19 protein-coding genes and 3 pseudogenes are annotated in these 22405 nt (G+C 65.5%); 13 read left to right on the top strand and 9 right to left on the bottom strand.

The annotated features are described in order from the left end of the window. Positions 1-19: 19 nt before the first annotated feature. The 4 genes from BN4346_RS26060 (at position 20) to cysW (ending at position 4140) form a co-directional block, all read left to right on the top strand. Positions 20-283 carry a chorismate mutase gene (locus BN4346_RS26060; protein ID WP_024443709.1) on the top strand — a complete coding sequence of 88 codons (264 nt, stop codon included), beginning with the start codon at positions 20-22 and terminating at the stop codon, positions 281-283. Between the two features lie 126 nt (positions 284-409). Next, on the top strand, positions 410-2074 hold the full coding sequence (gene pgi / locus BN4346_RS26055) for a glucose-6-phosphate isomerase (RefSeq protein ID WP_067967836.1): 1665 nt from the start codon (positions 410-412) through the stop codon (positions 2072-2074). Between the two features lie 357 nt (positions 2075-2431). Then, positions 2432-3313, top strand: coding sequence for a sulfate ABC transporter permease subunit CysT (gene cysT, locus BN4346_RS26050; RefSeq protein ID WP_078058439.1), 882 nt, complete (start codon positions 2432-2434; stop codon positions 3311-3313). Continuing rightward, positions 3310-4140, top strand: a complete 831-nt coding sequence (gene cysW / locus BN4346_RS26045) for a sulfate ABC transporter permease subunit CysW (RefSeq protein WP_067967830.1) — start codon at positions 3310-3312, stop codon at positions 4138-4140. The genes cysT and cysW overlap by 4 nt, the downstream gene beginning before the upstream one ends. Positions 4141-4156: 16 nt before the next feature. Here the strand turns inward: cysW and BN4346_RS26040 are convergent, their stop codons facing one another. From BN4346_RS26040 to BN4346_RS48725, 4 genes are all read right to left on the bottom strand, one after another. After that, on the bottom strand, positions 4157-4906 hold the full coding sequence (locus BN4346_RS26040) for an SDR family oxidoreductase (RefSeq protein ID WP_067967828.1): 750 nt from the start codon (positions 4904-4906) through the stop codon (positions 4157-4159). 48 nt (positions 4907-4954) lie between these two features. Next, positions 4955-5818, bottom strand: a complete 864-nt coding sequence (locus BN4346_RS26035; protein ID WP_067967826.1) for an Fpg/Nei family DNA glycosylase — start codon at positions 5816-5818, stop codon at positions 4955-4957. Between the two features lie 18 nt (positions 5819-5836). Next, the gene (locus BN4346_RS26030) at positions 5837-6238 is read right to left on the bottom strand and encodes a phage holin family protein (protein WP_067967822.1); all 402 of its coding nucleotides are present in this window, start codon (positions 6236-6238) and stop codon (positions 5837-5839) included. Positions 6239-6546: 308 nt separating this feature from the next. Next, complete coding sequence (locus BN4346_RS48725; protein ID WP_235653523.1) at positions 6547-7719, bottom strand: ATP-binding protein; 1173 nt, start codon at positions 7717-7719, stop codon at positions 6547-6549. A 177-nt stretch (positions 7720-7896) separates the two neighbouring features. Between BN4346_RS48725 and BN4346_RS26015 the strand changes: the two genes are divergently transcribed. From BN4346_RS26015 to BN4346_RS48710, 7 genes and pseudogenes are all read left to right on the top strand, one after another. After that, positions 7897-8799, top strand: coding sequence for an AurF N-oxygenase family protein (locus BN4346_RS26015; protein WP_067967814.1), 903 nt, complete (start codon positions 7897-7899; stop codon positions 8797-8799). Beyond that, on the top strand, positions 8796-9512 hold the full coding sequence (locus BN4346_RS26010) for a DUF4873 domain-containing protein (protein ID WP_067968135.1): 717 nt from the start codon (positions 8796-8798) through the stop codon (positions 9510-9512). Before BN4346_RS26015 ends, BN4346_RS26010 begins: the two co-directional genes overlap by 4 nt. An 82-nt stretch (positions 9513-9594) precedes the next feature. Beyond that, positions 9595-10467, top strand: coding sequence for a TIGR03619 family F420-dependent LLM class oxidoreductase (locus BN4346_RS26005; protein ID WP_067967812.1), 873 nt, complete (start codon positions 9595-9597; stop codon positions 10465-10467). A 162-nt stretch (positions 10468-10629) separates the two neighbouring features. Further along, positions 10630-10776 (top strand): hypothetical protein, encoded by a 147-nt coding sequence (locus BN4346_RS47520; protein ID WP_154677540.1) that lies wholly within the window; start codon positions 10630-10632, stop codon positions 10774-10776. 227 nt (positions 10777-11003) lie between these two features. Beyond that, positions 11004-12728, top strand: coding sequence for a cellulase family glycosylhydrolase (locus tag BN4346_RS26000; protein WP_235653522.1), 1725 nt, complete (start codon positions 11004-11006; stop codon positions 12726-12728). 119 nt (positions 12729-12847) lie between these two features. Then, positions 12848-13363 (top strand): annotated as a pseudogene (locus BN4346_RS49650) (PGRS repeat-containing protein); the annotation flags it as partial. Then, positions 13275-14978, top strand: coding sequence for a cellulase family glycosylhydrolase (locus tag BN4346_RS48710; RefSeq protein ID WP_327343806.1), 1704 nt, complete (start codon positions 13275-13277; stop codon positions 14976-14978). The pseudogene BN4346_RS49650 and the gene BN4346_RS48710, both read left to right, overlap by 89 nt. Before the next feature lie 35 nt (positions 14979-15013). Here the strand turns inward: BN4346_RS48710 and BN4346_RS25990 are convergent. Both BN4346_RS25990 and BN4346_RS25985 read right to left on the bottom strand, forming a co-directional pair. Then, positions 15014-15961: pseudogene (locus BN4346_RS25990) on the bottom strand (fumarylacetoacetate hydrolase family protein); the annotation flags it as partial. Positions 15962-15964: 3 nt separating this feature from the next. Continuing rightward, a complete protein-coding gene (locus tag BN4346_RS25985; protein WP_067967803.1) occupies positions 15965-18259 on the bottom strand; it encodes an ATP-dependent DNA ligase in 2295 nt (764 codons plus the stop codon). A gap of 75 nt (positions 18260-18334) precedes the next feature. On the opposite strand from BN4346_RS25985, the gene BN4346_RS25980 reads away from it, so the two are divergent. Together BN4346_RS25980 and ku are read left to right on the top strand one after the other, a co-directional pair. Beyond that, complete coding sequence (locus tag BN4346_RS25980) at positions 18335-18754, top strand: DUF7144 family membrane protein (protein ID WP_067967800.1); 420 nt, start codon at positions 18335-18337, stop codon at positions 18752-18754. A 39-nt stretch (positions 18755-18793) separates the two neighbouring features. Then, positions 18794-19675: a non-homologous end joining protein Ku gene (gene ku / locus BN4346_RS25975; protein WP_067967797.1), complete on the top strand. Its 882-nt coding sequence runs from the start codon at positions 18794-18796 to the stop codon at positions 19673-19675. Positions 19676-19681: 6 nt separating this feature from the next. On the opposite strand, the gene BN4346_RS25970 is transcribed toward ku, so the two are convergent. From BN4346_RS25970 to BN4346_RS25960, 3 genes and pseudogenes are all read right to left on the bottom strand, one after another. After that, entirely contained in the window at positions 19682-20086 is a 405-nt protein-coding gene (locus BN4346_RS25970; RefSeq protein ID WP_067967794.1) for a type II toxin-antitoxin system VapC family toxin, read from the bottom strand. Continuing rightward, positions 20083-20328, bottom strand: coding sequence for an AbrB/MazE/SpoVT family DNA-binding domain-containing protein (locus BN4346_RS25965; protein ID WP_067967791.1), 246 nt, complete (start codon positions 20326-20328; stop codon positions 20083-20085). Before BN4346_RS25965 ends, BN4346_RS25970 begins: the two co-directional genes overlap by 4 nt. Before the next feature lie 67 nt (positions 20329-20395). Then, positions 20396-22405, bottom strand: a pseudogene (locus BN4346_RS25960) (MMPL/RND family transporter); the annotation flags it as partial.

The raw sequence follows: 22405 nt of genomic DNA, 5'->3' as shown, positions 1-22405 counted from the left end.
AGAACCTGGAGTTTTGATCATGTCTGCCCAACCCCAACAGCTACCCGACATCGACGAGCTGCGCCACGAGATCGACCGGCTCGATGCCGAGATCTTGGCCGCGGTGAAACGCCGCACCGAGATCTCGCAGGAGATCGGTAAGGCCCGGATGGCGTCCGGCGGCACCCGCCTGGTGCACAGCCGCGAAATGAAGGTGCTCGAGCGCTACAGCGAGCTCGGCCAGGACGGCAAGGACCTGGCGATGTTATTGCTGCGCCTGGGCCGAGGCCGGCTCGGCCACTAGGGCGCTGGGCCCCTTCCCGCGTCTCGCTGCACCCTCCACGCGCCGAGATCTCACTCACGCAGGCCGCTACTCGAACTTTTCCTGCATGAGTGCGATCTCGAAGGTGGTCGCCGCTAATGTCGGGGGATGAGCTCCGTTCCCCAGATCCCGGACATCTCAACCACCCCGGCCTGGAACGCGTTGCGCAAGCATCATCAGCAGATCGGCGACACCCACCTACGTCAGTTCTTCGCCGGCGACCCCGAACGCGGCAGACGGTTCACCGCCACCGTCGGTGATCTCTACATCGACTACAGCAAGCACCGCATCACCTCCGAGACCATCCGTCTCCTGGTCGATCTGGCCCGGACGGCCGGCTTGGAGGACCGGCGCGACGCGATGTTCGCCGGGGTGCACATCAACACCTCCGAGGATCGGGCGGTGCTGCACACCGCGTTGCGGCTGCCGCGCAACGCCGATCTACACGTCGACGGCCAGGACGTCGTCGCCGACGTCCACGCGGTGCTCGATGCGATGGGCGATTTCACCGGCCGGTTGCGCAGCGGCGAATGGACCGGCGCCACCGGGAAACGCATCGAGACCGTGGTCAACATCGGCATCGGCGGCTCGGACCTGGGCCCGGTGATGGTGGATCGGGCGCTGCGTCACTACGCCGACGCCGGCATCTCGGCACGGTTCGTCTCTAACGTCGATCCGGCCGATCTGACCGCGAAACTGGCCGGCTTGGATCCGGCCAGCACACTTTTCGTGGTCGCCTCCAAAACGTTCTCGACGCTGGAGACGCTGACCAACGCCACCGCGGCCCGCCGCTGGCTTACCGAGGCATTGGGCGACGCCGCGGTGTCCAAGCACTTCGTAGCGGTCTCCACCAACGCTGCGTTGGTCGAGGAGTTCGGCATCGACACCGCGAACATGTTCGGCTTCTGGGACTGGGTCGGCGGACGATACTCGGTGGATTCGGCGATCGGACTGTCGGTGATGGCCGTCATCGGCCGCGAGCGTTTCGCGGAGTTCTTGTCCGGCTTCCATATCGTCGATGAGCACTTCCGCACTGCGCCTTTGGAATCCAATGCGCCGGCGTTGCTGGGCCTGATCGGACTGTGGTACTCCAACTTCTTCGGCGCCCAGTCCCGCGCGGTGCTGCCCTACTCCAACGATCTGGACCGCTTCGCCGCCTACCTGCAGCAACTCACCATGGAATCCAACGGCAAGTCGACCCGCGCCGACGGCACGCCGGTCAGCACCGACACCGGTGAAATCTATTGGGGCGAGCCGGGAACCAACGGCCAGCACGCGTTCTACCAACTACTGCACCAGGGCACCCGATTGATACCGGCCGACTTCATCGGCTTCGCCCAACCCGTCGACGACCTAGCCACCGCGGACGGTACCGGCAGCATGCACGACCTGTTGATGAGCAACTTCTTCGCCCAGACCCAGGTGCTGGCGTTCGGCAAGAGCGCCGAGGAGATCGCCGCCGAAGGCACCTCCGCAGATGTCGTGCCGCACAAGGTCATGCCCGGCAATCGTCCGACGACCTCCATTCTGGCTACCCAGCTCACCCCCTCGGTGCTGGGCCAGCTGATCGCGCTCTACGAACACCAGGTGTTCACCGAGGGTGTGGTGTGGGGCATCGACTCCTTCGACCAGTGGGGTGTGGAGCTGGGCAAGACGCAGGCCAAGGCCCTGCTGCCGGTGCTCACCGACGACGCCTCGCCACGGCGCCAGACCGACAGTTCCACCGACGCGCTGGTGCGCCGCTACCGCGCAGAGCGCGGCCGGGCGACCTAGAGCCCGCCGTCAGCATTTCCCTCACCCTGACTTTTTTCGGCGGCCGCCGGCGTCGGTCCCGCTGAAGTGCGACAGATTGCATTCCGGCCGGGAAACCTATCGCGACACGACAGAGATTTCGACCTCCAGCTTTCTTTAAGCTACCCGCCATGCAGATGCCATCCCGCGTTGGGCGGAGCGCCGCAACGGCGTTCGGCCGCCGCCGCGGTGCCTTCGGAAGCGGCGTCGCGGGCTTTCTGCACTGTTGTCGCTGACTCTTCCGCCACTAGCTAATTCTCGGTAGTCACTTTCGGTGACCGGTGCCGAACATCTCAGGCATTGGAAGGCCAGCATGCACTCTTCTTTCGGATCCAGCCGATGACAGTCGCGACTCCTCTCGCACCGTCTCAACGTGTCCACCCCAGCGCGGAGGTGGTGGACGCCGGCGCCCTCCCCACCGCTCCGAGCCGGTCCGTCATCACACCGCTGCGTATCGGCGTGACCACGCTGTGGCTGTCGGTGATCGTGCTACTGCCGTTGGTCGCCATTGCCTGGCAAGCCGGCGATCGAGGCTGGGAGGGTTTCCGCCTGGCCGTCACCTCGCACGCGGCACTCGAATCGTTCCGCGTAACACTGACGATCTCGGTTCTGGTCACCGTGCTCGATGTGGTGTTCGGCCTGGCGACCGCCTGGGTGTTGGTGCGCGACGACTTCGTCGGAAAAGGCGTGATCGATGCGCTGATCGATCTACCGTTCGCGCTGCCGACCATCGTCACCAGTTTGGTGATGCTCGCCTTGTACGGCAACTCCAGTCCGATCGGCATTCATCTGCAGCACACCCCACCCGGGGTCGCGATGGCGCTGGCATTCGTCACGCTGCCGCTGGTGGTCCGTGCCGTCCAGCCGGTGCTGATGGAGATCGACCGGGATGTCGAGGAGGCGGCCGCAGCACTCGGCGCGACGCGCCTGGTGACCTTCAAGGCTGTCGTGCTGCCGTCGTTGCAGCCGGCGTTGTTGACCGGTGCCGGACTTGCGTTTTCGCGGTGCATCGCCGAATTCGGCTCGGTCGTCACGATCGGCGGTGCGGTGCCGGGCAAGACCGAGGTGTCCTCGCAGTGGATCCGCTCGCTGGTCGAGAACGACGACCACACCAGCGCGGCGGCGATATCGATCGTGTTGTTGGCGATCTCGTTCGCGGTGCTGGTGCTCCTGCGGACCGTGGGCGGGCGTGCGGCCAAGCGTGAGGAGGAGTCCGAGTGACGGCGCGGCTGGAGAAGCGCCACGTCCTGCGCCTCACCGTCTTGACCTATGTCGGTGTCATGTTGATCGCGCCGGTATCGGTGATTCTGTACCGCACGTTTGAGCCCGGGCTGGGCCATTTTTGGGCCTGGATCAGCACTCCCGCGGCGATCTCGGCGCTGAAACTGTCGCTGCTCCTGGTGATCATCGTGGTGCCGCTGAACGCATTGTTCGGCGTTTCGACGTCGATCCTGCTGGTGCGCAATAAATTCCGGGGCCGATCAACGCTTCAGGCGATCCTGGACCTGCCGTTTGCGGTCTCGCCCATCATCGTCGGGGTCGCCCTGATCGCACTGTGGGGGTCGTCGGGGGCGCTGGGCTTCGTCGAGAACAACCTGGGGTTCAAGATCATCTTCGGGCTGCCCGGCATGGTGTTGGCCAGCATCTTCGTCACGCTGCCGTTCGTGGTGCGCGAGGTCCAGCCGGTGCTGATGGAGATCGGAATCGACCAGGAGCAGGCCGCCGCCACACTGGGTTCCAATGCGTGGCAGACACTTTGGCGGGTCACGCTGCCCTCGATCCGCTGGGGACTGACCTACGGCGTGGTGTTGACCACGGCGCGCACACTCGGCGAGTTCGGCGCGGTCATCATGGTGTCCTCGAACCTGCCGGGACACTCTCAGACCCTGACCTTGTTGGTCAACGATCGCTACCACCGCGGGGCGGAGTACGGCGCGTACGCCGTGTCCACGCTCCTGATGGGCGTGGCGGTTGCGTTCTTGATCGCCAAGGCGGCGCTGCTGATCTACCGCAGGCGAGCCAAAGCCCTGGACTGGATGACCCGCTGACCCGAGCAGAGGCAGATCAGGCGAAGCGTTTGGTGTACCGCGGGGGCATGCGGCGCAGCAGCCATACCAATGGGACCCACGGCCAGGACGGGACGACGGCCCGGCCGGTTTCGCGTTCGATGGCCCGCACCATGGCCTTGACCCCGGATTCGTTGTCCACCAGCAACGGGGTGGACGCCGTTTTGGCAGTCATCTCCGATTCGATGTAGCCCGGTTCCAGCACGGTGACCTTGATCGGGCCGCGCGAGTACTCCGCACGCAGCGACTCGCCCAACGACGACACTCCGGCCTTGCTGGCGGCATACGCCGCCTTGACGCCCGGAACCCCCTTGTTGCCCAATACCGATGAGATCAGCACCAGATGCCCGCCGCCGGCAGATTTGAAGATCTCCAGCGCGGTCTCGACCTGCACCAACGCAGCGACCAGGTTCGTTTCCACGGTGGCCTTGTTGGCCCAGAGCTTGCCGGATCCGAGCGGCGCGCCCTTGCCGATGCCGGCATTGACGATGACTCGGTCGATTCCGCCCAATTCGGCGGCGAATTGGTTGAACACCTTGGGTATTTCGTCGTGGTCATTGACATCGAGCGCAGCCACCGCGACATTGATTTTCGGAAACTTTTCGGTCAGTTCGGCTTTCAGTTCGTCAAGCCGGTCCGTTCGGCGGGCGCACAAGGCCAGGTCACGTCCCTGCGCAGCGAAAGCGCGGGCCATGCCGGCACCCAGTCCTGAACTGGCACCAGTGATGAGGATTTTCTGACGGGTCACCAAAGCAGCTTAACGGCGGCCGCAGGCTGTCGAAGTCACCTCGAAGAATTACTTGAGCAGTCGCGACATCCGTCGGTCGGCCAGTACCTTGCCGCCGGTCTGGCAGGTCGGGCAGTACTGAAATGACTTATCGGCGAAAGATATTTCCCGAACCGTGTCGGCGCACACCGGGCACGGCAGCCCGGTTCGGGCGTGTACCCGCAGACCGGACCGCTTCTCCCCCTTCAAGGTGGCGGCCTGTTGACCGACCGAGCGGGTGACGGCATCGGTCAGCACGGCGTGCATAGCCTCGTGCAGTGCGGTCAGCTGATCTGCCGACAGTTTGCCGGCGGTGGCGAACGGCGACAGCCGGGCGGTGTGCAGGATCTCGTCGCTGTAGGCGTTGCCGATGCCGGCGATCACCTTCTGATCGGTCAGAACGGTCTTGATGCGACCGGTATTGCCGGCCAGCAATCGAGCGAGCTCGTCGGCGTTGATCGCCAGCGCGTCGGGCCCCAGTGTGGCGATGCCCGGCACCTTCACTGGGTCATCGACCAACCAGACCGCCAACCGCTTCTGGGTGCCGGCTTCGGTCAGATCGAAGCCGGGGGCCTGCCCCGGGACGCCCAGGTGCACCCGCAGCGCGATCGGTCCCTTACCCGGTCGCAGCGGCGCAGCCGCCAGCTGATCCGACCAGCGCAGCCAACCCGCCCGAGACAGGTGCGCGATCAAGAACAGCTCACCGGCCTGCAACCCCAGATACTTTCCCCAGCGGTGCGCGCCGGTCACTTGCTGGCCCTGCAGCGCCGTCGGCGGCGGGTCGAAAGTCTTGAGCACCGACAGCGCCGACACGTCGATCCGGCCAATCGTGCAACCGACGGCGTGCCGACGCAGATGATCAGCGAGTGCTTCGACTTCGGGCAGCTCGGGCATGCCCTCGAGTCTGCCCGGTTACCCGGTGATGCGCCGGGCGTCGCGCAGCACCAGCGACAGAACCCAGCTCACCAGCGACAGCACGATCGCGGCCCAGATGGCATCCCACCAGAAGTCGGCGATATAAAGCCCCCAGTGCTTTGCCGTCTTGTCGGTGATCCACGCGGTGATCCACAGCATCAGCGCGTTGACCACGATGTGGAACAGCCCCAGGGTGACGATGTACAGCGGAATCGACAGCAGCTGCACCACCGGCTTGATGAACGCGTTCACCAGCCCGAAGATCAGGGCGATGACGAAGATGATGCCGACCCGTTGCAGCGTGGTGTCACCGCCGACGATCTCGATCCCGGGAACGATCTGAGTGACCACCCACAGCGCGAATCCGGTCAGCGCCGCACGAAGCAGAAACGATGCCATGGCGTCATCCTGCCATTACCGCGTCCACCAGGACTCCTTTTCACCGCGGCACTTTGGCTGATCGGATGCGGCGGGCATTTGCGCGTTGCCAAAATGTTGGTCGTGGCGGGAGGGTTGGTCGGTCGGGAATCCGAAGCGCGAGCGGTGTCGGCAAAGCGGTCCGCTCGCGCGCCGGGCTGTCCGCCGCACTGTCGGCTGAGATCACCGACGCCCCCTGACGCGCCGGCGGGGCGGCGTCGCCGAGATACTGCACCGATACAGGGCTTCCCTGGCGATCCCCCGGGGATTAGCACCCAGGGTTGCTGCCGCTAACTCTCGATAGCGCCGATCCGGGCCCGCACCCCGGACGTGATCCGGTCGATGTGCCAGCCGGCTTGCTGGCACGCCGTCACCACTGCATCGGCGGAGTCCGCCGCAACCACCCCGAACAGGGTCTCGTCGCTTGGCGAGGTCAGCGTGACCAGCAACGTGGCACGAACGGCCGCAGCGGCGCCGGAGAGTCGATCGATAGCGGCGTCGACCGCCGCTTCAACGAGATCGGGTTGGTACCACTCGACAAGGAAGCACTGACGCCCCGATTCACCGTCGCCCATCGGACCGACGCTAATGAAGAAGACCCCGTATGAAACCAGGGGTTTCCCTGGAAATTCACTCTGGATTGAGCGCGGCGTGCAGGCTGGCGCGCGAGCGGATCGCCAAGTTGCGGTGCGAAAATGCTTTTCAGCAGCCCTCATTCGCCGCACTGGGGTGCCGCCGCCCAGATTGATCGCGAGTTCGATCAGTTCAGCCGCTACTGCCGGCGCTCCTCGTTCCTGGGTCACCGTGGCAGCCTCGTCGAGCGCCAGCAGCACCTCCGGGTCGGCACTGATGGCCCGCCAACGCCAAATGACGCGCGGCCAGCTCAGCCTCTTCGACGGTCTCGGCAAGGCGACGGTGCATCGCCCGGCGCGTTGACGAGCCGGCGGCGCTGTATACGCTGCCCGATGTGGTCGCTCACCAGCGCCGCAAAACTGCCCGGCAGACGCACGACGGCCTTGTCCAGGTCTTCGGCGATGAAGCGCGCCAGTTCGATAGCGAAAAATGGATTGCCGCAAGATATTTCGTGAATTCGCGTGATCGAAGGCCGAGGCAAGGTACACCCCAGCCGGGTGGAAATCAGCGAGTGCACACCGCCCCGCGTCAGCGAGGTGATCCTCAGGCGCCGGATCGATCCGGACAGAGCCGTGTTCTGCCACCTCGACGTCGACACCGCCGAGCAGGTCTGCCACCGCGGCGTAGGCGTAGCGGACCTCGGTCGGAGCGCCCACCGCCGAGAACACCTGGTAGCCCCGCTCCGTCGCGGCCGCCTCCCACACAAGCGTGGATTTTCCGATGCCGGCTTCGCCTTCGAGCAGCAGGGTCGCGGGCTGGGCCAGGGCGGCGTCCAGGAACGTGCACAGAGCTGACGTCTCAGCTCTGCGGTCCGCCAGACCCGGTCGCATGGCCACAATTGTGGCAGTGCCGGCGTCGGCTTCACCGGGGCTTTCAGCGGGAATACCGCCACGCCAAGGCGTGTGATGGGTATCACACATCGAACCGGAGGTATCCGGTACCGTCGGTATTGACATGCCTTGTTGCGACTCCTAGTTTTTGAAGTCCGATCGAGAAGGGATTCCGTGATGACCACTGCGGTGCGGCCGAGCGAACCGACTCGGGAGGAATTTGCCGAGCGGCTGCTGAAGGGCTCGGTGAAAAAGTCCTACGCACCGGTCGTCGACATCGACTGGAACGCTCCGCTGGAGGAGGACAAGTTCTTCCTGCCGCCGCGGATGTGCACCCTCTACGGCACCGGTCTGTGGGAGGCCATGACCCGCGAACAGCAGATCGAGATGTCGCGCCAGGAACTGGTCAACGTCCTGTCGGCCGGCATCTGGTTCGAGAACATCCTCAACCAAGCCCTGCTGCGCGACATGATGCACAAGAACCCCACCGCACGCACCACGCACTACTCGCTGACCGAACTGGGTGACGAGACCCGCCACATGCTGATGTTCGGCAAGACCATCGACCGGATCGGCGGAGTGCCGGTACGCCCGCGACTGCACCAGCGCATTGTCATCAACGCGCTTCCCTTCCTGTTCCGCGGCAGCATCTTGTGGGGCGCGGCGCTGGTCGGCGAGGAGATCTTCGACTCGCTGCAACGCCAGATCCTCGACGACCCGGACCTGCAGCCGATCGTGCGACGCGTGATGCGCATCCATGTCACCGAGGAAGCCCGCCACATTCAGTACGCCCGCGACGGTCTGCGGCGCAGCGTCCCGGCGATGCCCCGCTACCGCCGGCTTCTGCTGGCCAACCTGCAGGGTGTCGGCGGACCGTTCTACCGCCACCTGTTCACCCTGCCGGTCGTCTACAGCCGAGTCGGGCTGGACGGCCGCGAGGCGCGCCGGGTGGCGCGGGCCAACCCGCACTTCCATGCGGCGTCCCGTTCGTCGTTCGCGCCGCTGGCCGCATTCTTCACCGAAGTCGGGCTGATGGGCGGACTGGCCCGGCGGATGTGGCGGCGGGCCGGATTCCTGTGAGCCGCAAGGGCGTCCTCGACGTAGTGGCGCTGGGTGACCCGACACGGCTGCACGGGTTGATCGACGACGTTCGCGCCGTCGATGCAACGAACGCGACCACCCGATTCGACAGCGGCACCGACACCTGGACGGTGCGGACCGCCGACGGCGAAGAGCTGACCGCCCGGACACTGATCGGCACGGCCGCCTCAACCGACGACGCCGTCGCCCGGCATGGCCTCCCCAACCGATTCCAGATTCCCGGTCCGCACACCCGCCGGCAGGCCCGGTACGTGGCCGGGATCATTGATGCCCTGCGGCGCAGTGGAGCCAGCCGCATCGAGTCTCGCTCGCCACGGCTGCGGGTGCACCCAGTGTTGCCGACCCGCGGGATTTCCCGGTTCTACCTCACCGGCTCCGAACCAGTCGATGACGAAATCTACGACGGCCCGGCGGTCCTCACCCACAACAGCGAGGACTACCCGACGCGAGTCCGACTGACCGGGTATTTCGATCCGATCGATGGCCAATACCATTGGCAGGGAATGCTTTTTGCAGAACTTCCGGGGGCCAATGCCACCGGTTCGAAGGTCAGCATCCGGATTGGCGAGCACACCGCGCAAGGGCGCGTCGCCGAGCGGACGCCGTGGGGCACGCTGACCGTGATCGGCGCCGCCGGATATCCGCCGTTTGCCTTGGAGGATGTCGAGATCGCGATGCCGCCGCGCATGTGATCGCACTCCCCCACGCGGGTCGGGCCGGGCCAGTCTGCTATGCAGAGAACAGCGCCCCAATACCCGAGACCGAGGAGACGACGTGCGGTTTACCTACGCCGAAGCGATGACCGACCCGAGCTACTACATTCCGCTCGCCAAGGCCGCCGAGGCCGCCGGGTACCACAGCATGACGATTCCCGACAGTATCGCCTACCCGTTCGAATCCGACTCGAAATACCCGTACACCCCCGACGGCAACCGGGAATTCCTCGACGGCAAGGCCTTCATCGAGACCTTCGTCTTGATCGCAGCGCTGGGCGCGGTCACCAGCACGCTGCGGTTCACCCCGTTCGTGGTCAAGCTGCCCATCCGCCCGCCGGCCTTGGTCGCCAAGCAGGCCGGCTCGCTGGCCGCGATGATCAACAACCGGCTGGCACTGGGCGTGGGCACCAGCCCGTGGCCGGAGGACTACGAGTTGATGGGAGTGCCGTTCGCCCGGCGCGGCAAGCGGATGGACGAGTGCATCGAGATCATCCAGGGGCTCACCACCGGCGACTACTTCGAGTTCCACGGCGAGTTCTACGACATCCCCAAGACCAAGATGGCCCCGGCTCCGTCGCAGCCGATCCCGATCCTGATCGGCGGCCACGCCGAAGCCGCGCTGCGCCGTGCGGCCCGGCACGACGGCTGGATGCACGGCGGTGGCGACCCGGCCGAGCTCGATGGGCTCATCACCCGGCTCAAGCAGCTCCGCGAGGAGGAGGGCCGCGCCGATGACCCGTTCGAGATCCACGTGATCTCGGTCGACGGATTCACCCTCGACGGCATCAAGCGCCTGGAAGACAAGGGCGTCACCGACGTCATCGTCGGCTTCCGGGTGCCCTACATCGTCGGACCCGACACCGAGCCGTTGGACACCAAGATCCGCAACCTGGAGCGGTTCGCCGAGCACGTCATCGCCAAGGCGGGGTGACACCAGTCACGTTGTTGCACACGCGTGTGCACGCTCACTGTTTTGACCGGCCGATTCGGGATACATTCCGCCGCCGCCAGCGTTGACCAGTACGTGCACTGACCGCCCAAAGCGGTCGGGTACTGCAGTTCTCGTTGCGTGACCTGCAGGGGGTATTCACACATGAAGACACAAAAGTATCTGCCGGTCGATCTGCGCATCGGCAACGGCGACCACCAACGGGTTATCCGCCTGCTTCGCGCCGCAGCATCGGAGGCCGGGCAGAGCGACGCCCGGCGCCAGTGGATTCGCGCCGCAACTCAGTGCTGATCGGGCAGTCGAAATAATTGTCCTAGCGAACTATCGCTCGATCTGACCCATGACGGCGTTGCAACGCGCCCACCAGCCAAAACCACCGATCCAGCAGAGCTGCGGTCGCGCAAGCCGACAACCGAATCGCACTCCATTTCTGCCGCACCCTTGCGCGTTGTTAAGTAGCTCATTTAGCTTCTCAGACAGGCCTCAGAAATAGGCACGTCAGAGAAGGGTTTGTCGAGATGTCTCGTCACCGCAGCAAGGTTGTGGGCAGCAAGGTTGTCGGAGTCGCCGCGTTTTTGGCGATCGCGCCCATCACCCCGCCGGCCCACGCCGACCTCGACGACATGATGGACGTCTTGTTCACGCCGTTCGTTACCGCCGACGGCGCTCTTGACGGTGGCGCGGTTTTCGACGCCTCCGCGTGGGACACCTTCCTGTCCTCGGCGCACTGGGACGCCGCCTTTGCCGCCCTGGCCGAACCGAGCCCCGCGGTGGCCTTCGACCTCTACACCGGCCTGCACGACCTCGGCCAGAAGTGGATCGACAGCGNCTACGGCACCCTGCCCGGCGGCATCACCGGAACCGTCGCCCCACCAGTCGAGGCGTCCAACGGCTGGCTCACCAACAGCGACGGACAGGTCGTCATGTGGCACGGCCTCAACCAGGTCTACAAGATCGCCCCCTACGAGCCCTCCGCTGGTGGGTTCAGCGACGACGACGCCGCGTTCCTGGCCGCCAACGGCTTCAACGCCGTACGCCTGGGCGTCATCTGGGCCGGCGTCGAACCGCAACCCGGCGTCATCGACTACAACTACCTGGCCTCGATCCAACAGACCGTGCAGATCCTGGCCAACCACAACATCGTCGCCATCCTCGACATGCACCAAGACCTCTACAGCGGCAGCCTGGGCGGCGACGGCGCGCCGGACTGGGCCACCATCACCGGCGGGCAGCCCAACATCGAGGCCGGATTCCCGGGCAGCTACTTCGTCAGCCCGGCGCAGAACCACGCCTGGGATGCGTTCTGGGCCAACACCGACGGCCCCAATGGGATCGGGCTGCAGAACCAGTACGCGCTGATGTGGCAGGCCGTCGCCAACTACTTCAAGGGCGACCCCAACGTGGCCGGCTACGAAATCATGAACGAACCGTGGGCCGGTTCGCACTGGCTGGACAGCCTGTTGGGCAACTCGTACTTCGACGCCCAGCAGCTGACCCCGTTCTACAACCAGATCGACGCGGCGATCCGATCGGTCGACCCGAACAAGACCGTGTTCTTCGGTCCGACCACCCTCGACGCCAGCCTTCCGGTGCCCAACCACCTGGGTACGGTGGACGACCCCAACACCGCCTTCTCCTTCCACCACTACTGCATGACGACGTCGCTATTCCCGGGCACCAGCTTCGGCTGCGACTGGAATGCCGACGTCGTCCTCGGCTACGCGATGGACTATGCGCAGGAGCACAACATCCCGGCACTGCTCAGCGAGTTCGGCGCCACCAACAACATCCCGACCATCACCGCCGGCATGAACGCCGCCAACCAGCATCTGATCGGCTGGACCGAATGGGCCTACACCGGAGGCGACATCACCAGTACCTCACCAAACGATCAGGCGCTGGTCTACGACCTGACCAAGCCGCCGGTCGGCGACAACGTCAACTGGGACAAACTCGACGCCCTGTCCCAGCCCTACCCGCAGCTCATCTCGGGCACCCCGACCTCCTGGTCGTTCTCTGGCGGCGTCTTCTCGTTCAGCTACTCCACCGACCACGCCGACGGCTCCGGAGCCTTCGCCGCCGGAGCACAGACCACCATCTCCGTTCCGACCAGCCAATACCCCAACGGCTACACGGTCAACGTGACCGGCGGACACGTCACCTCCGGACCCAACGCCTCGGAGCTGATCATCACGTCCGACTCCGGCGCCTCCAACGTCAAGGTGACCGTCACGGCGTCCTAGGCGGCGACCCGCCGACGCCCGCGCCGCCCCGGCGCCAACCTTGCGCAGGATAAGTAACTCGTTTACCTTCTCAGACACAGTTAAGAAACCGCGCGTGTCCATGAGAAGGGTTTGTCGAGATGTCTCGTCACCGCAGCAAGGTTGTGGGCAGCAAGGTTGTCGGAGTCGCCGCGTTTTTGGCGATCGCGCCCATCACCCCGCCGGCCCACGCCGACCTCGACGACATGATGGACGTGCTGTTCACCCCGTTCGTTACCGCCGACGGCGCTCTTGACGGTGGCGCGGTTTTCGACGCCTCCGCGTGGGACACCTTCCTGTCCTCGGCGCACTGGGACGCCGCCTTTGCCGCCCTGGCCGAACCGAGCCCCGCGGTGGCCTTCGACCTCTACACCGGCCTGCACGACCTCGGCCAGAAGTGGATCGACAGCGACCTGGGCACCCAGGTCGACGGCGCCATCAACCAGCTCTTCGGCTCGACGGTCATCGGCAACGGCGCCCCCGGCACCCAAGACCACCCCGACGGCGGCAACGGCGGCTGGCTCTTCGGTGACGGCGGCGCCGGCTGGAACAGCACCACCGACGGTGTCGCCGGCGGCCACGGCGGCGCAGCGGTCGGGATCTTCGGCGACGGCGGCGCCGGCGGGGCGGGCGGGACTGGGGCCGCCGGCGGCGACGGCGGCGCCGCCGCCTGGCTGTTCGGCAAGGCGGCCACGGCTGTTCGGCAACGGCGGCCACGGCGGCGGCGCCGGCAACGGCGCCACCGCCAGCGGACTGCCCGCACTCGGCGGCGTCGGCGGCGTCGCCGGCCTGCTCGACGGAACCCACGGCGCGGTCGGCCACTACGGCACCCTGCCCGGCGGCATCACCGGAACCGTCGCCCCACCGGTCGAGGTGTCCAACGGCTGGCTCACCAACAGCGACGGACAAGTCGTCATCTGGCACGGCCTCAACCAGGTCTACAAGGTCGCGCCCTACGCACCGTCCAGCGACGGCTTCAGCGAGGACGACGCTGCGTTCCTGGCCGCCAACGGCTTCAATTCGGTGCGCCTGGGCATCATCTGGGCCGGGGTGGAGCCACAACCCGGCGTCATCGACTACGCCTACCTGGCCTCGGTCAAGGAAACCGTAGACATGCTGGCCCGGCACCACATCGTCGCGATTCTCGACATGCATCAGGACCTGTACAACGAGCAGTTCGGCGGCGAGGGTGCTCCGGACTGGGCCACCTTCAACGGCGGGCTCCCCCACGTCGGTCTAGGCTTCCCGGCCACCTACCCCTTGAGCCCGGCAGAGAACCACGCCTGGGATACGTTCTGGGCCAACACCAAAGCCTCCGACGGGATAGGGCTGCAGAACCACTACGCGTTGTCGTGGCAGGCCGTCGCCAACTACTTCAAGGGCGACCCCAACGTCGCCGGCTACGACATCATGAACGAGCCATGGGCCGGTTCGCACTGGCTGGGCAGCCTGTTGGGCAACACCTACTTCGACGCCCAGCAGCTGACCCCGTTCTACAACCAGATCGACGCGGCCATCCGGTCCGTCGACCCGAACAAGACCGTGTTCTTCGAACCCAACACCCTGTTCGGCAGCCTGCCGGTGCCGACCCACCTGGGCACGGTGGACGACCCCAACTCGGCCTTCTCCTTCCACCACTATTGCCTCACGGCATCACTGTTCCCGGGCACCAGCTTCGGCTGCGACTGGAATGCCGACGTCGTGTTCGGGTACGCGATGGACTACATGCAGGAGCACAACGTTCCGGGATGGCTCAGCGAGTTCGGCGCCACCAACAACATCGGAGCCATTGACGCGAGCGTGCAGGGGTCCAACCACTATCTGTTCGGCTGGTCCGAATGGGCTTACTCCGGCAAGGACATCACCAGCATCTCGCCGGACGATCAGGCGCTGGTGTACGACCCGAGCAAGGCGCCGGTCGGCGACAACGTCAACTGGGACAAGCTTGACGCCCTGTCCCAGCCCTACCCGCAGCTCATCTCGGGCACCCCGACCTCCTGGTCGTTCTCTGGCGGCGTCTTCTCCTTCAGCTACTCCACCGACCAGGCCGACGGCTCCGGCAGCTTCGGCGCCGGTTCCCAGACCACCATCTCGGTACCGGCCAGCCAGTACCCGAACGGCTACACGGTCAACGTGACCGGCGGACACGTCACCTCCGGACCCAACGCCTCGCAGCTGATCATCACCTCAGATGGCGCCTCCACCATCAAGGTGACCGTCACGGCGTCTTAGGCGTCTTAGGCGTCCTAGGCGTCCTAGGCAAGTTAGGGGCGCGGGCGCTCCGCCAGCGGTATCGGCGGAGCGCTGGCGCGCACCGTCTGGCGAACCTCGCCAAGGCCCTGCACCTGCAGGGTCACCACATCGCCATCACTGAGCCAGCCCGGAAACGGTTGCGGGAGGGCGGGATCGAGATGTTCGAGCAGTGTGCAGGTGGGCACGGTGCCGGATCCGAAGACGTCACCCGGTTCCAGTGGCACCCCACGCGACGCGTAGCTGATGATCTCGCCGAAGCTCCAGTCCATGGCTTCGGTCGACCCGAGGCCCACGATCACGTCGTTGACGATCGCGGTGGCGTGCAGGCTGAGTCTGCCGTTGCGGCGGTAGGACTCCAGTTCGTCCGGGGTGACCAGGTAGGGCCCCAGCGTGACCCCGCTGTCCTTGCCCTTGGCCTGCCCGATCGCCAGCACGCCCTCCTGAGCTTGCAGATCCCGCGCCGACCAGTCATTGAAGATGGTGTATCCGATGATGGCCTGCTCGGCTTGTTCCACCGACAGATTTGCGCCGGACGTGCCGATGATCGCGGCGACCTCCAGTTCGAAATCCTGGCAGACACTGCCTGGCGCTATGGGCGCGTCGTCGTAGGGGCCCAGAACCGTTGCCGGGCAGGCGAAGTAGAACGCCGGTATTCGGTACCAGGTGTCGTCGAGGTCGCGGCTGCGGCCGGTCGCGGACAGGCAGTTGCGCATGTGGTCCAGGAAGCACAGGCTGTCGCGGATCGACGGTGGACGCGGGATCGGCGCCATCAGCGCCACCTGGTCGGCCCGCACCGTCGCCGACGGTGTCGTCAACGCCCGTTCACCGGCGTCGCGCAGGCCATCGGGGCCGAGCCGGATCAGCTCCAGCAGCGTCACGCCGGGCGCTAGCGCATGGATCAGGTCCCCGTCCAGCACACCCGTGCGCTCACCGTCTTCGCTTCGATAGGTCACCCATCGCACCGGTCAATCCTCACCCACTACCTCGTCAGGGGTCTTGTCGGGGCGTAGTCCGCGCCAGCTGGGCTGGCGCAGTCGACCGTCGGCGGTCCGTTCGCTGAACCGCACCTCCCCCACCACAGTCGGTTCCACAAACGTGACGCCCTTGGCGTCTGGCGCGGGAAGCGGCGCCCCGAAAGGTGATTCGCCGGCACGTAGCGGCACCAACATCGTCTTCAGCGCGGCCAGCTGACGCTCGGTGAAACCCGTACCGACCCGACCGACGAAACGCAGGCCGTCACCGTCGGGAATGCCCATCAGCAGCGACCCGATACCCCCGGCTCGAGCACCCTCACCGGCCCGCCAGCCGCCGATCACGACCTCCTGGGTCCGCCAGTACTTCTCCTTGACCCACGCCGTAGAACGGCGCCCGGCCTGATAGGGCGAATCCCACTTCTTGGCGACTACCCCTTCCCAGCCGAGGCCGCGGGACTGCTCGAGTGCCTTCGCACCGTCGGGTGTCAAGAGGTCTTTGACCACCAGGTCGGTCCCGCGCGCCAGGGTTTCCAGGAGGCGGCGGCGATCCCGATACGCCACCCGCAGCAGCGGGCGCCCGTCGAGGTAGAGCAGGTCGAACGCCCAGAACTCCAACCTGTCCGAACGGGCGCTGTGCTGCATCTCCGCAAAGCTCGGGACACCCTCGTCGTCGAGCGCAACGAGTTCGCCGTCGAGCACTACGTGGTGCTCGGCCAGGTCGGCGGCCGGAAACGGCAGCTGCGGGTATTCGCCGGTGACGTCGCGCCCGCTGCGGGCGCGCAACCGCAGCCGACCGTGGTCGGCCTCCACCAGCAACCGGTAGCCGTCCCACTTGCCTTCGAAGGCCCACTGACTGGGATCGAGCCGCGCCACCGAACCGTGGGTGGCCAGCATCGGGGCCAGCCCGTCGAACGTGAATGCCTGCTGGTCTTTCATCCGGTGCGCCAGCCACTGGTCACCGCCGGTGCGGATCAGCGCGTATCGCCCGGAGATCCGGCTGCCGGCGAGCACAACGATCACCTCCCCCTTCTCCGCGCTTTTCCCGGCGGGGCACTCGAACTTCTCGGTCACGTAGGTACCCGAATCCCAGATGCGCACGGTGCCGGCGCCGTACTCGCCCTTGGGGATGGTGCCCTCAAAGCTGCCGTACTCCAGCGGATGGTCCTCGGTGCGCACCGCGAGATGGTTGACCGACGTCGTCTCCGGAAGGTTCTTGGGCACCGCCCAGCTCACCAACACCCCGTCGCGCTCCAGCCGGAAGTCGTAGTGCAGCCGACGGGCATGATGCTCCTGGATGACGAAACTGTTGCCCTCGCCCGGCGCCGGCGCCGCGGCCGGCACCGGTTCGGGTGTCCGGCCCGCGTCACGCTTGGCCCGGTATACGGCCAGTCGATCTTGCCCTGCCAGGGGGCCGTCTAGATCGGCCAACAGGTCGCCGTCGTGGGCGACCCGCTCCAGCACTTCGTCGTAGCGCAGCTGGCGCAGGTCCGGGTCGTCCAGTTCGGCCCAGGTGCGTGGGGCGGCGACCGTCGGATGGTCTCGGCCGCGCAGGGAATACGGCGCAATGGTGGTCTTGGCCGCGTTGTTCTGACTCCAGTCCAGAAAGACCTTGCCGGCCCGCAGTTTTTTGGCCATGGTCGCGGTCACCAGCTCGGGCATCGCGGTTTCCAGTTGTTGGGCAACGCGTTTGGCCACCGTGGCCGCACCGGAGCTGCTCACCGGGCGCTCGAGGGCGGCGTATACGTGAATTCCCTTGCTGCCGCTGGTGACCGGAAAGGTGTCCAGCTCCAGCTCGGACATCAGGTCTCGGATGGCTCGTGCCACCTCGGCGAGTTGACTCATCGTCACGCCCTCGCCGGGATCCAGGTCGAACACCAGACGGGTCGCCTGCCCGGGCTTGAGCACCTTTCCACCGTGCGTCCACTCGGCTTCGAAACGCCACTGCGGCACATGAACTTCCAGTGCGGCCTGCTGGGCGATCCAGGCCAGGCCGTCGACGTCCTCGATGATCGGATAGGTGGTGATGCCGGAGCGATGCTGAATTTCGGCGCGGGCCAACCAGCCCGGCGCCGAGGCGGCCAGCTGCTTTTCGAAGAACGAGCCCTGCTCGACACCGTCGGGCCAGCGTTTGCGCGTCGCCGGGCGTCCCGCGATGTGCGGCAGCATCACTGCGGCGATTCGGGTGTAGTAGTCGAAGACCTGCGCCTTGGTGGTGCCCGTGCCGGGGTAAAGCACCTTGTCGGCGTTGGTCAGCGTGACCCGGGTCTTGACGGACTCAGCGCCCATGCTGCCAACCTACGTCGGGTTGGCGGTGCGCGGGGGTAACGTTGCTTCGTTCTTTCCCGAAGTCAGGAGATATCGATGAGCGAGACCTCCCCCAAAGCACACCTCCCGACCAAGCAGGTGCTGGCAGGCAGTGCGACGTTCGCCGCCGCCGCGCTGATCCTGACCTCGGCGCTACTGACGGTTCTCCAGGGCATTTCCGCACTGGGCGGCGACGACCTGGTGGTCGTCGGGCAAGGCGACCTCGACTACGTCTACGAGTTCAACACCACGGTGTGGGGCTGGATTCTGATCGTGCTGGGCGTGGCGCTGACCGCGGTAGCTTTCGGCCTGTTCTGGGGTAAGTCGTGGGCCCGGGCGGCCGCGGTGGTGATGGCGTCGATTTCGATCGTGGGCATGTTCCTCTGGCTGCCGCACTACCCGGTGTGGGCGATCATCGTGATCGCGCTCGATGTCATCGTGATCTGGGCGGTCAGCGCCTGGCACCCCTCGCACTAAACCCGGTTGCCCACGCGCCGGGGTGGGCATACTGACTCCATGCGCTCCATCTGGAAGGGTTCGATCGCATTCGGTCTGGTCAACGTGCCTGTGAAGGTGTACAGCGCCACCGAAGACCACGACATCAAGTTCCGTCAGGTCCATGCCAAGGACCACGGCCGGATCCGCTACCGACGGGTCTGCGAGGAGTGCGGTGAAGTAGTCGACTACGGCGATATCGCGCGGGCATATGAGTCCGACGACGGCCGGATGGTGGTGATCACCGACGACGACATCGCTAACCTCCCCGAAGAGCGTGACCATGAGATCGCCGTGCTCGAGTTCGTGCCGGCCGCGGACCTGGACCCGATGCTCTATGACCGCAGCTACTTCCTGGAACCGGCGTCGAAATCGATCAAATCCTATGTGCTGCTGGCCAAGACGCTAGCCGAGACCGACCGAGTGGCGATCGTCCACTTCGCGCTGCGCAACAAGACCCGGCTGGCGGCGCTGCGGATCAAGGACTTCTCCAAGCGCGAGGTGATGGTGGTGCACACCCTGCTATGGCCGGACGAGATCCGCGACCCGGACTTCCCCGCCTTGGATACCAAGGTCGAGATCAAGCCGGCCGAGCTGAAGATGGCCGGACAGGTGGTGGAGTCCATGGCCGACGATTTCGACCCGGACCGCTACCACGACACCTATCAGGACCAGTTGCACGAGTTGATCGCCGCCAAACTCGAAGGCGACGAGGCGTTCACTCCCGAGGAGCGGCCCGCCGAACTGGATGCCACCGAGGATGTCTCCGACCTGCTGGCCAAGTTGGAGGCCAGCGTGAAGAAGCGGTCGACAGCCGAGAACAGCCCGGCCAAAAAGGCACCGGCAAAGAAGACGCCGGCTAAGAAAGCACCGGCCAAAAAGACTGCCGCCCAAAAATCCTGATCCGCTTCAGGTCACCAGTTCGTAATCCACTTGCAGCAGCTCGTAGGTCCTGACTGCTCGCCGGTCGCGTGTCAACAGCGTTGCTCCAGCAGCCATCGCGGTCGATCCGACGAGCGCGTCATAGGTTGCGCCACCGGTGACGTTCTGCGCCGCAAGGTAGTTGATCAACTCGCGATGCGATCGTGCGTCCAGCGTGAGGTAGTCGGCGGACGTAACGTCGGCCAAGTACGCGTGAACTGCCGCGGGCGCTACGCGATGCGGTGGTGGTAGGCGCGTGAGAACGGAATAGGTTTCCACCGCCGCGTGTGCGACCAGATGAACGCCCCGGTTAAGGGCACGCGCGGCGGGTCGGTGCGCTTCGTGCCAGGTTGCGAATCCGGCCACAAGAACGCTGGTGTCGGGCGTGATCACCGTCGCACACGATCCAACGTCTCGCGAACGATTTCGTCGGTCAATGGGGGCAGCTCACGGTCCGGACGCGCGACAAGGACCGAACCTTCCCGAACCAATTCGACGTCGGTAGATGCTGGTTCAATCTCGATTCGTCCATCGCGCTCCGTGATCTCCACCTCTTCGTTCCCGCGCAAGCCAAGGCGATCGCGAATCCGCTTGGGGATCACCAAACGCCCCGCCGGGTCGATGGTTGTCCTCATGGCATAAAAACTACCATTTCGCCCACGATCTGCGCCCCGTCGCGGACTGAGCTCAGCCCGCGCAACGTCAGGTCGGTTGGACCACGTCCTCGCGGACACTGTCGGACCAGCCGCCCGCGGTCACCGCGGGCCGCTGGCGCACCCGTTGAGGCCACCAGAACCAGCGCCCGAGCAGCGCCGCGATGGACGGCGTCATGAACGACCGCACGATCAACGTGTCGAACAGCAGGCCGAGCGCGATAGTGGTCCCGATCTGGCCGAGGATCCGCAGGTCACTGAAGATGAACGACGCCATGGTTGCGGCGAACACCAGGCCGGCGGCGGTCACCACCGATCCCGTGCCGCCCATCGCCCGGATGATCCCGGTATTGAGGCCCGCACCGATCTCCTCCTTGAACCGCGAGATCAACAGCAGGTTGTAGTCCGAGCCCACCGCCAGCAACAGAATGACGGCCAGGGCCAACACGATCCAGTACAGATGGATGCCGAACAGGTACTGCCACACCAGCACCGACAGCCCGAAGGAGGCCCCCAGCGAAAGCGCAACGGTGCCCACGATGACGATCGCGGCGACCAGACTGCGGGTGATGATCATCATGATCAACAGAATCAGGCTCAGCGCGGCGATCCCGGCGATCAGCAGGTCGTATTTGGCAGCGTCGGCGATGTCCTTGTAGGTCGAGGCGGTGCCGGCGAGGTAGATGTGTGAGCCCTGCAGCGGAGTACCTTTCAAGGCTTCCTTCGCGGCGTTGCGAATCGAGTCGATGTGCGCGATGCCTTCGGGGGTCGCCGGATCGCCCTCGTGGGTGATGATCATCTGCGCCGCTTTGCCGTCCGGCGACATGAACAGTTTCATCCCGCGTTTGAACTCAGCGTTGTCGAACGCTTCGGGCGGCAGGTAGAAGGAGTCGTCGTTCTTGGCTTCGTCGAAGGCCTGGCCCATGGCGGCCGGGTTGTCGTTGGCGGCGGCGGACTGGTCGCTGATCCCGGAGTTGGTGGCGTAGTTGTTCAGCGCCAGGTCGCGGTTGACCCGCTGGCTTTCGATCTGGGACGGAATCAGCTCCACCAACTGCGGTTGCAGGGCATCCAACTTGTCCAACGTCTTCGTGAGCTGTCCGAGCTTCTCGCTGAGCTTGTCGATGCCGTCCTGCAGGTCGAACACGTTGCGTAGCGCCCCGCACACCGGGATGTCGAAGCAGTGCGGTTCCCAGTAGAAGTAACTGCGGATCGGCCGGAAAAAGTCGTCGAAGTTCGCAATCTGGTCACGCAATTCGTTGGTGAGGTCAACGGTGTCGTGAAAGCTCTGGGTTTCGGAGTGGGTGGCATCGGCAAGCTGCTGCTGTAGCGCATATTGCTGTTCCAGCGTGTGGATCGACTTCTCGGCTTCGGCTGCCTGCTTGAGCAGATCGGCCGCCCGGTCCATCTGGTATTTCAGATTCTGGGTCTGCGCGACGTTTCCCTGGCCGACCGAAAACGGTATCGACGTGTGCTTCAGCGGCGTGCCCAATGGCCGGGTCATCGATTGAACTTTGGCGATGCCCGGCGTGTGGAACACCGCCTTGGCGACGCGTTCCAAGACCAAGAAGGATGCCGGGTTGCGCAGGTCGTGGTCCGCTTCGATCATCAGCAACTCGGGGTTCAGCCGAGCTTGCGAGAAATGGCGTTCGGCCGCCGCATAACCGATGTTGGCCGGGGCACGATCCGGCATGTAGATACGGGCGTCGTAGCTGGTCTTGTAGCCCGGCAGGGCAAGCAGGCCGATCAGGGCCACGCCGCAGGCCACCACCAGGATGGGTCCGGGCCACCGAACGATGGCGGCACCGATCCGGCGCCAGCCGCGGGTGCGCATCGCCCGGTTGGGCTCGAAGAATCCGAACCGACTGCCCAGCGTGAGCACCGCCGATGTCAGGGTCAACGCGGCAATCAGCGCGACGAAAATGCCGATGGCGGCGGGCAGCCCGAGGGTGTGGAAGTAGGGCAGCCGGGTGAAGGTCAGGCAGTACACGGCGCCGGAGATAGTCAGGCCCGAGCCGATCACGACATGGGCGGTGCCCCGGTACATGGTGTAGAACGCTGT

The sequence above is a fragment of the Mycolicibacter icosiumassiliensis genome (assembly GCF_900078685.2).
Taxonomy (GTDB): domain Bacteria; phylum Actinomycetota; class Actinomycetes; order Mycobacteriales; family Mycobacteriaceae; genus Mycobacterium; species Mycobacterium icosiumassiliensis.
The sequence above is the reverse complement of the archived record's forward strand: the minus strand, read 5'-3'. Positions and strand labels throughout refer to the sequence as shown.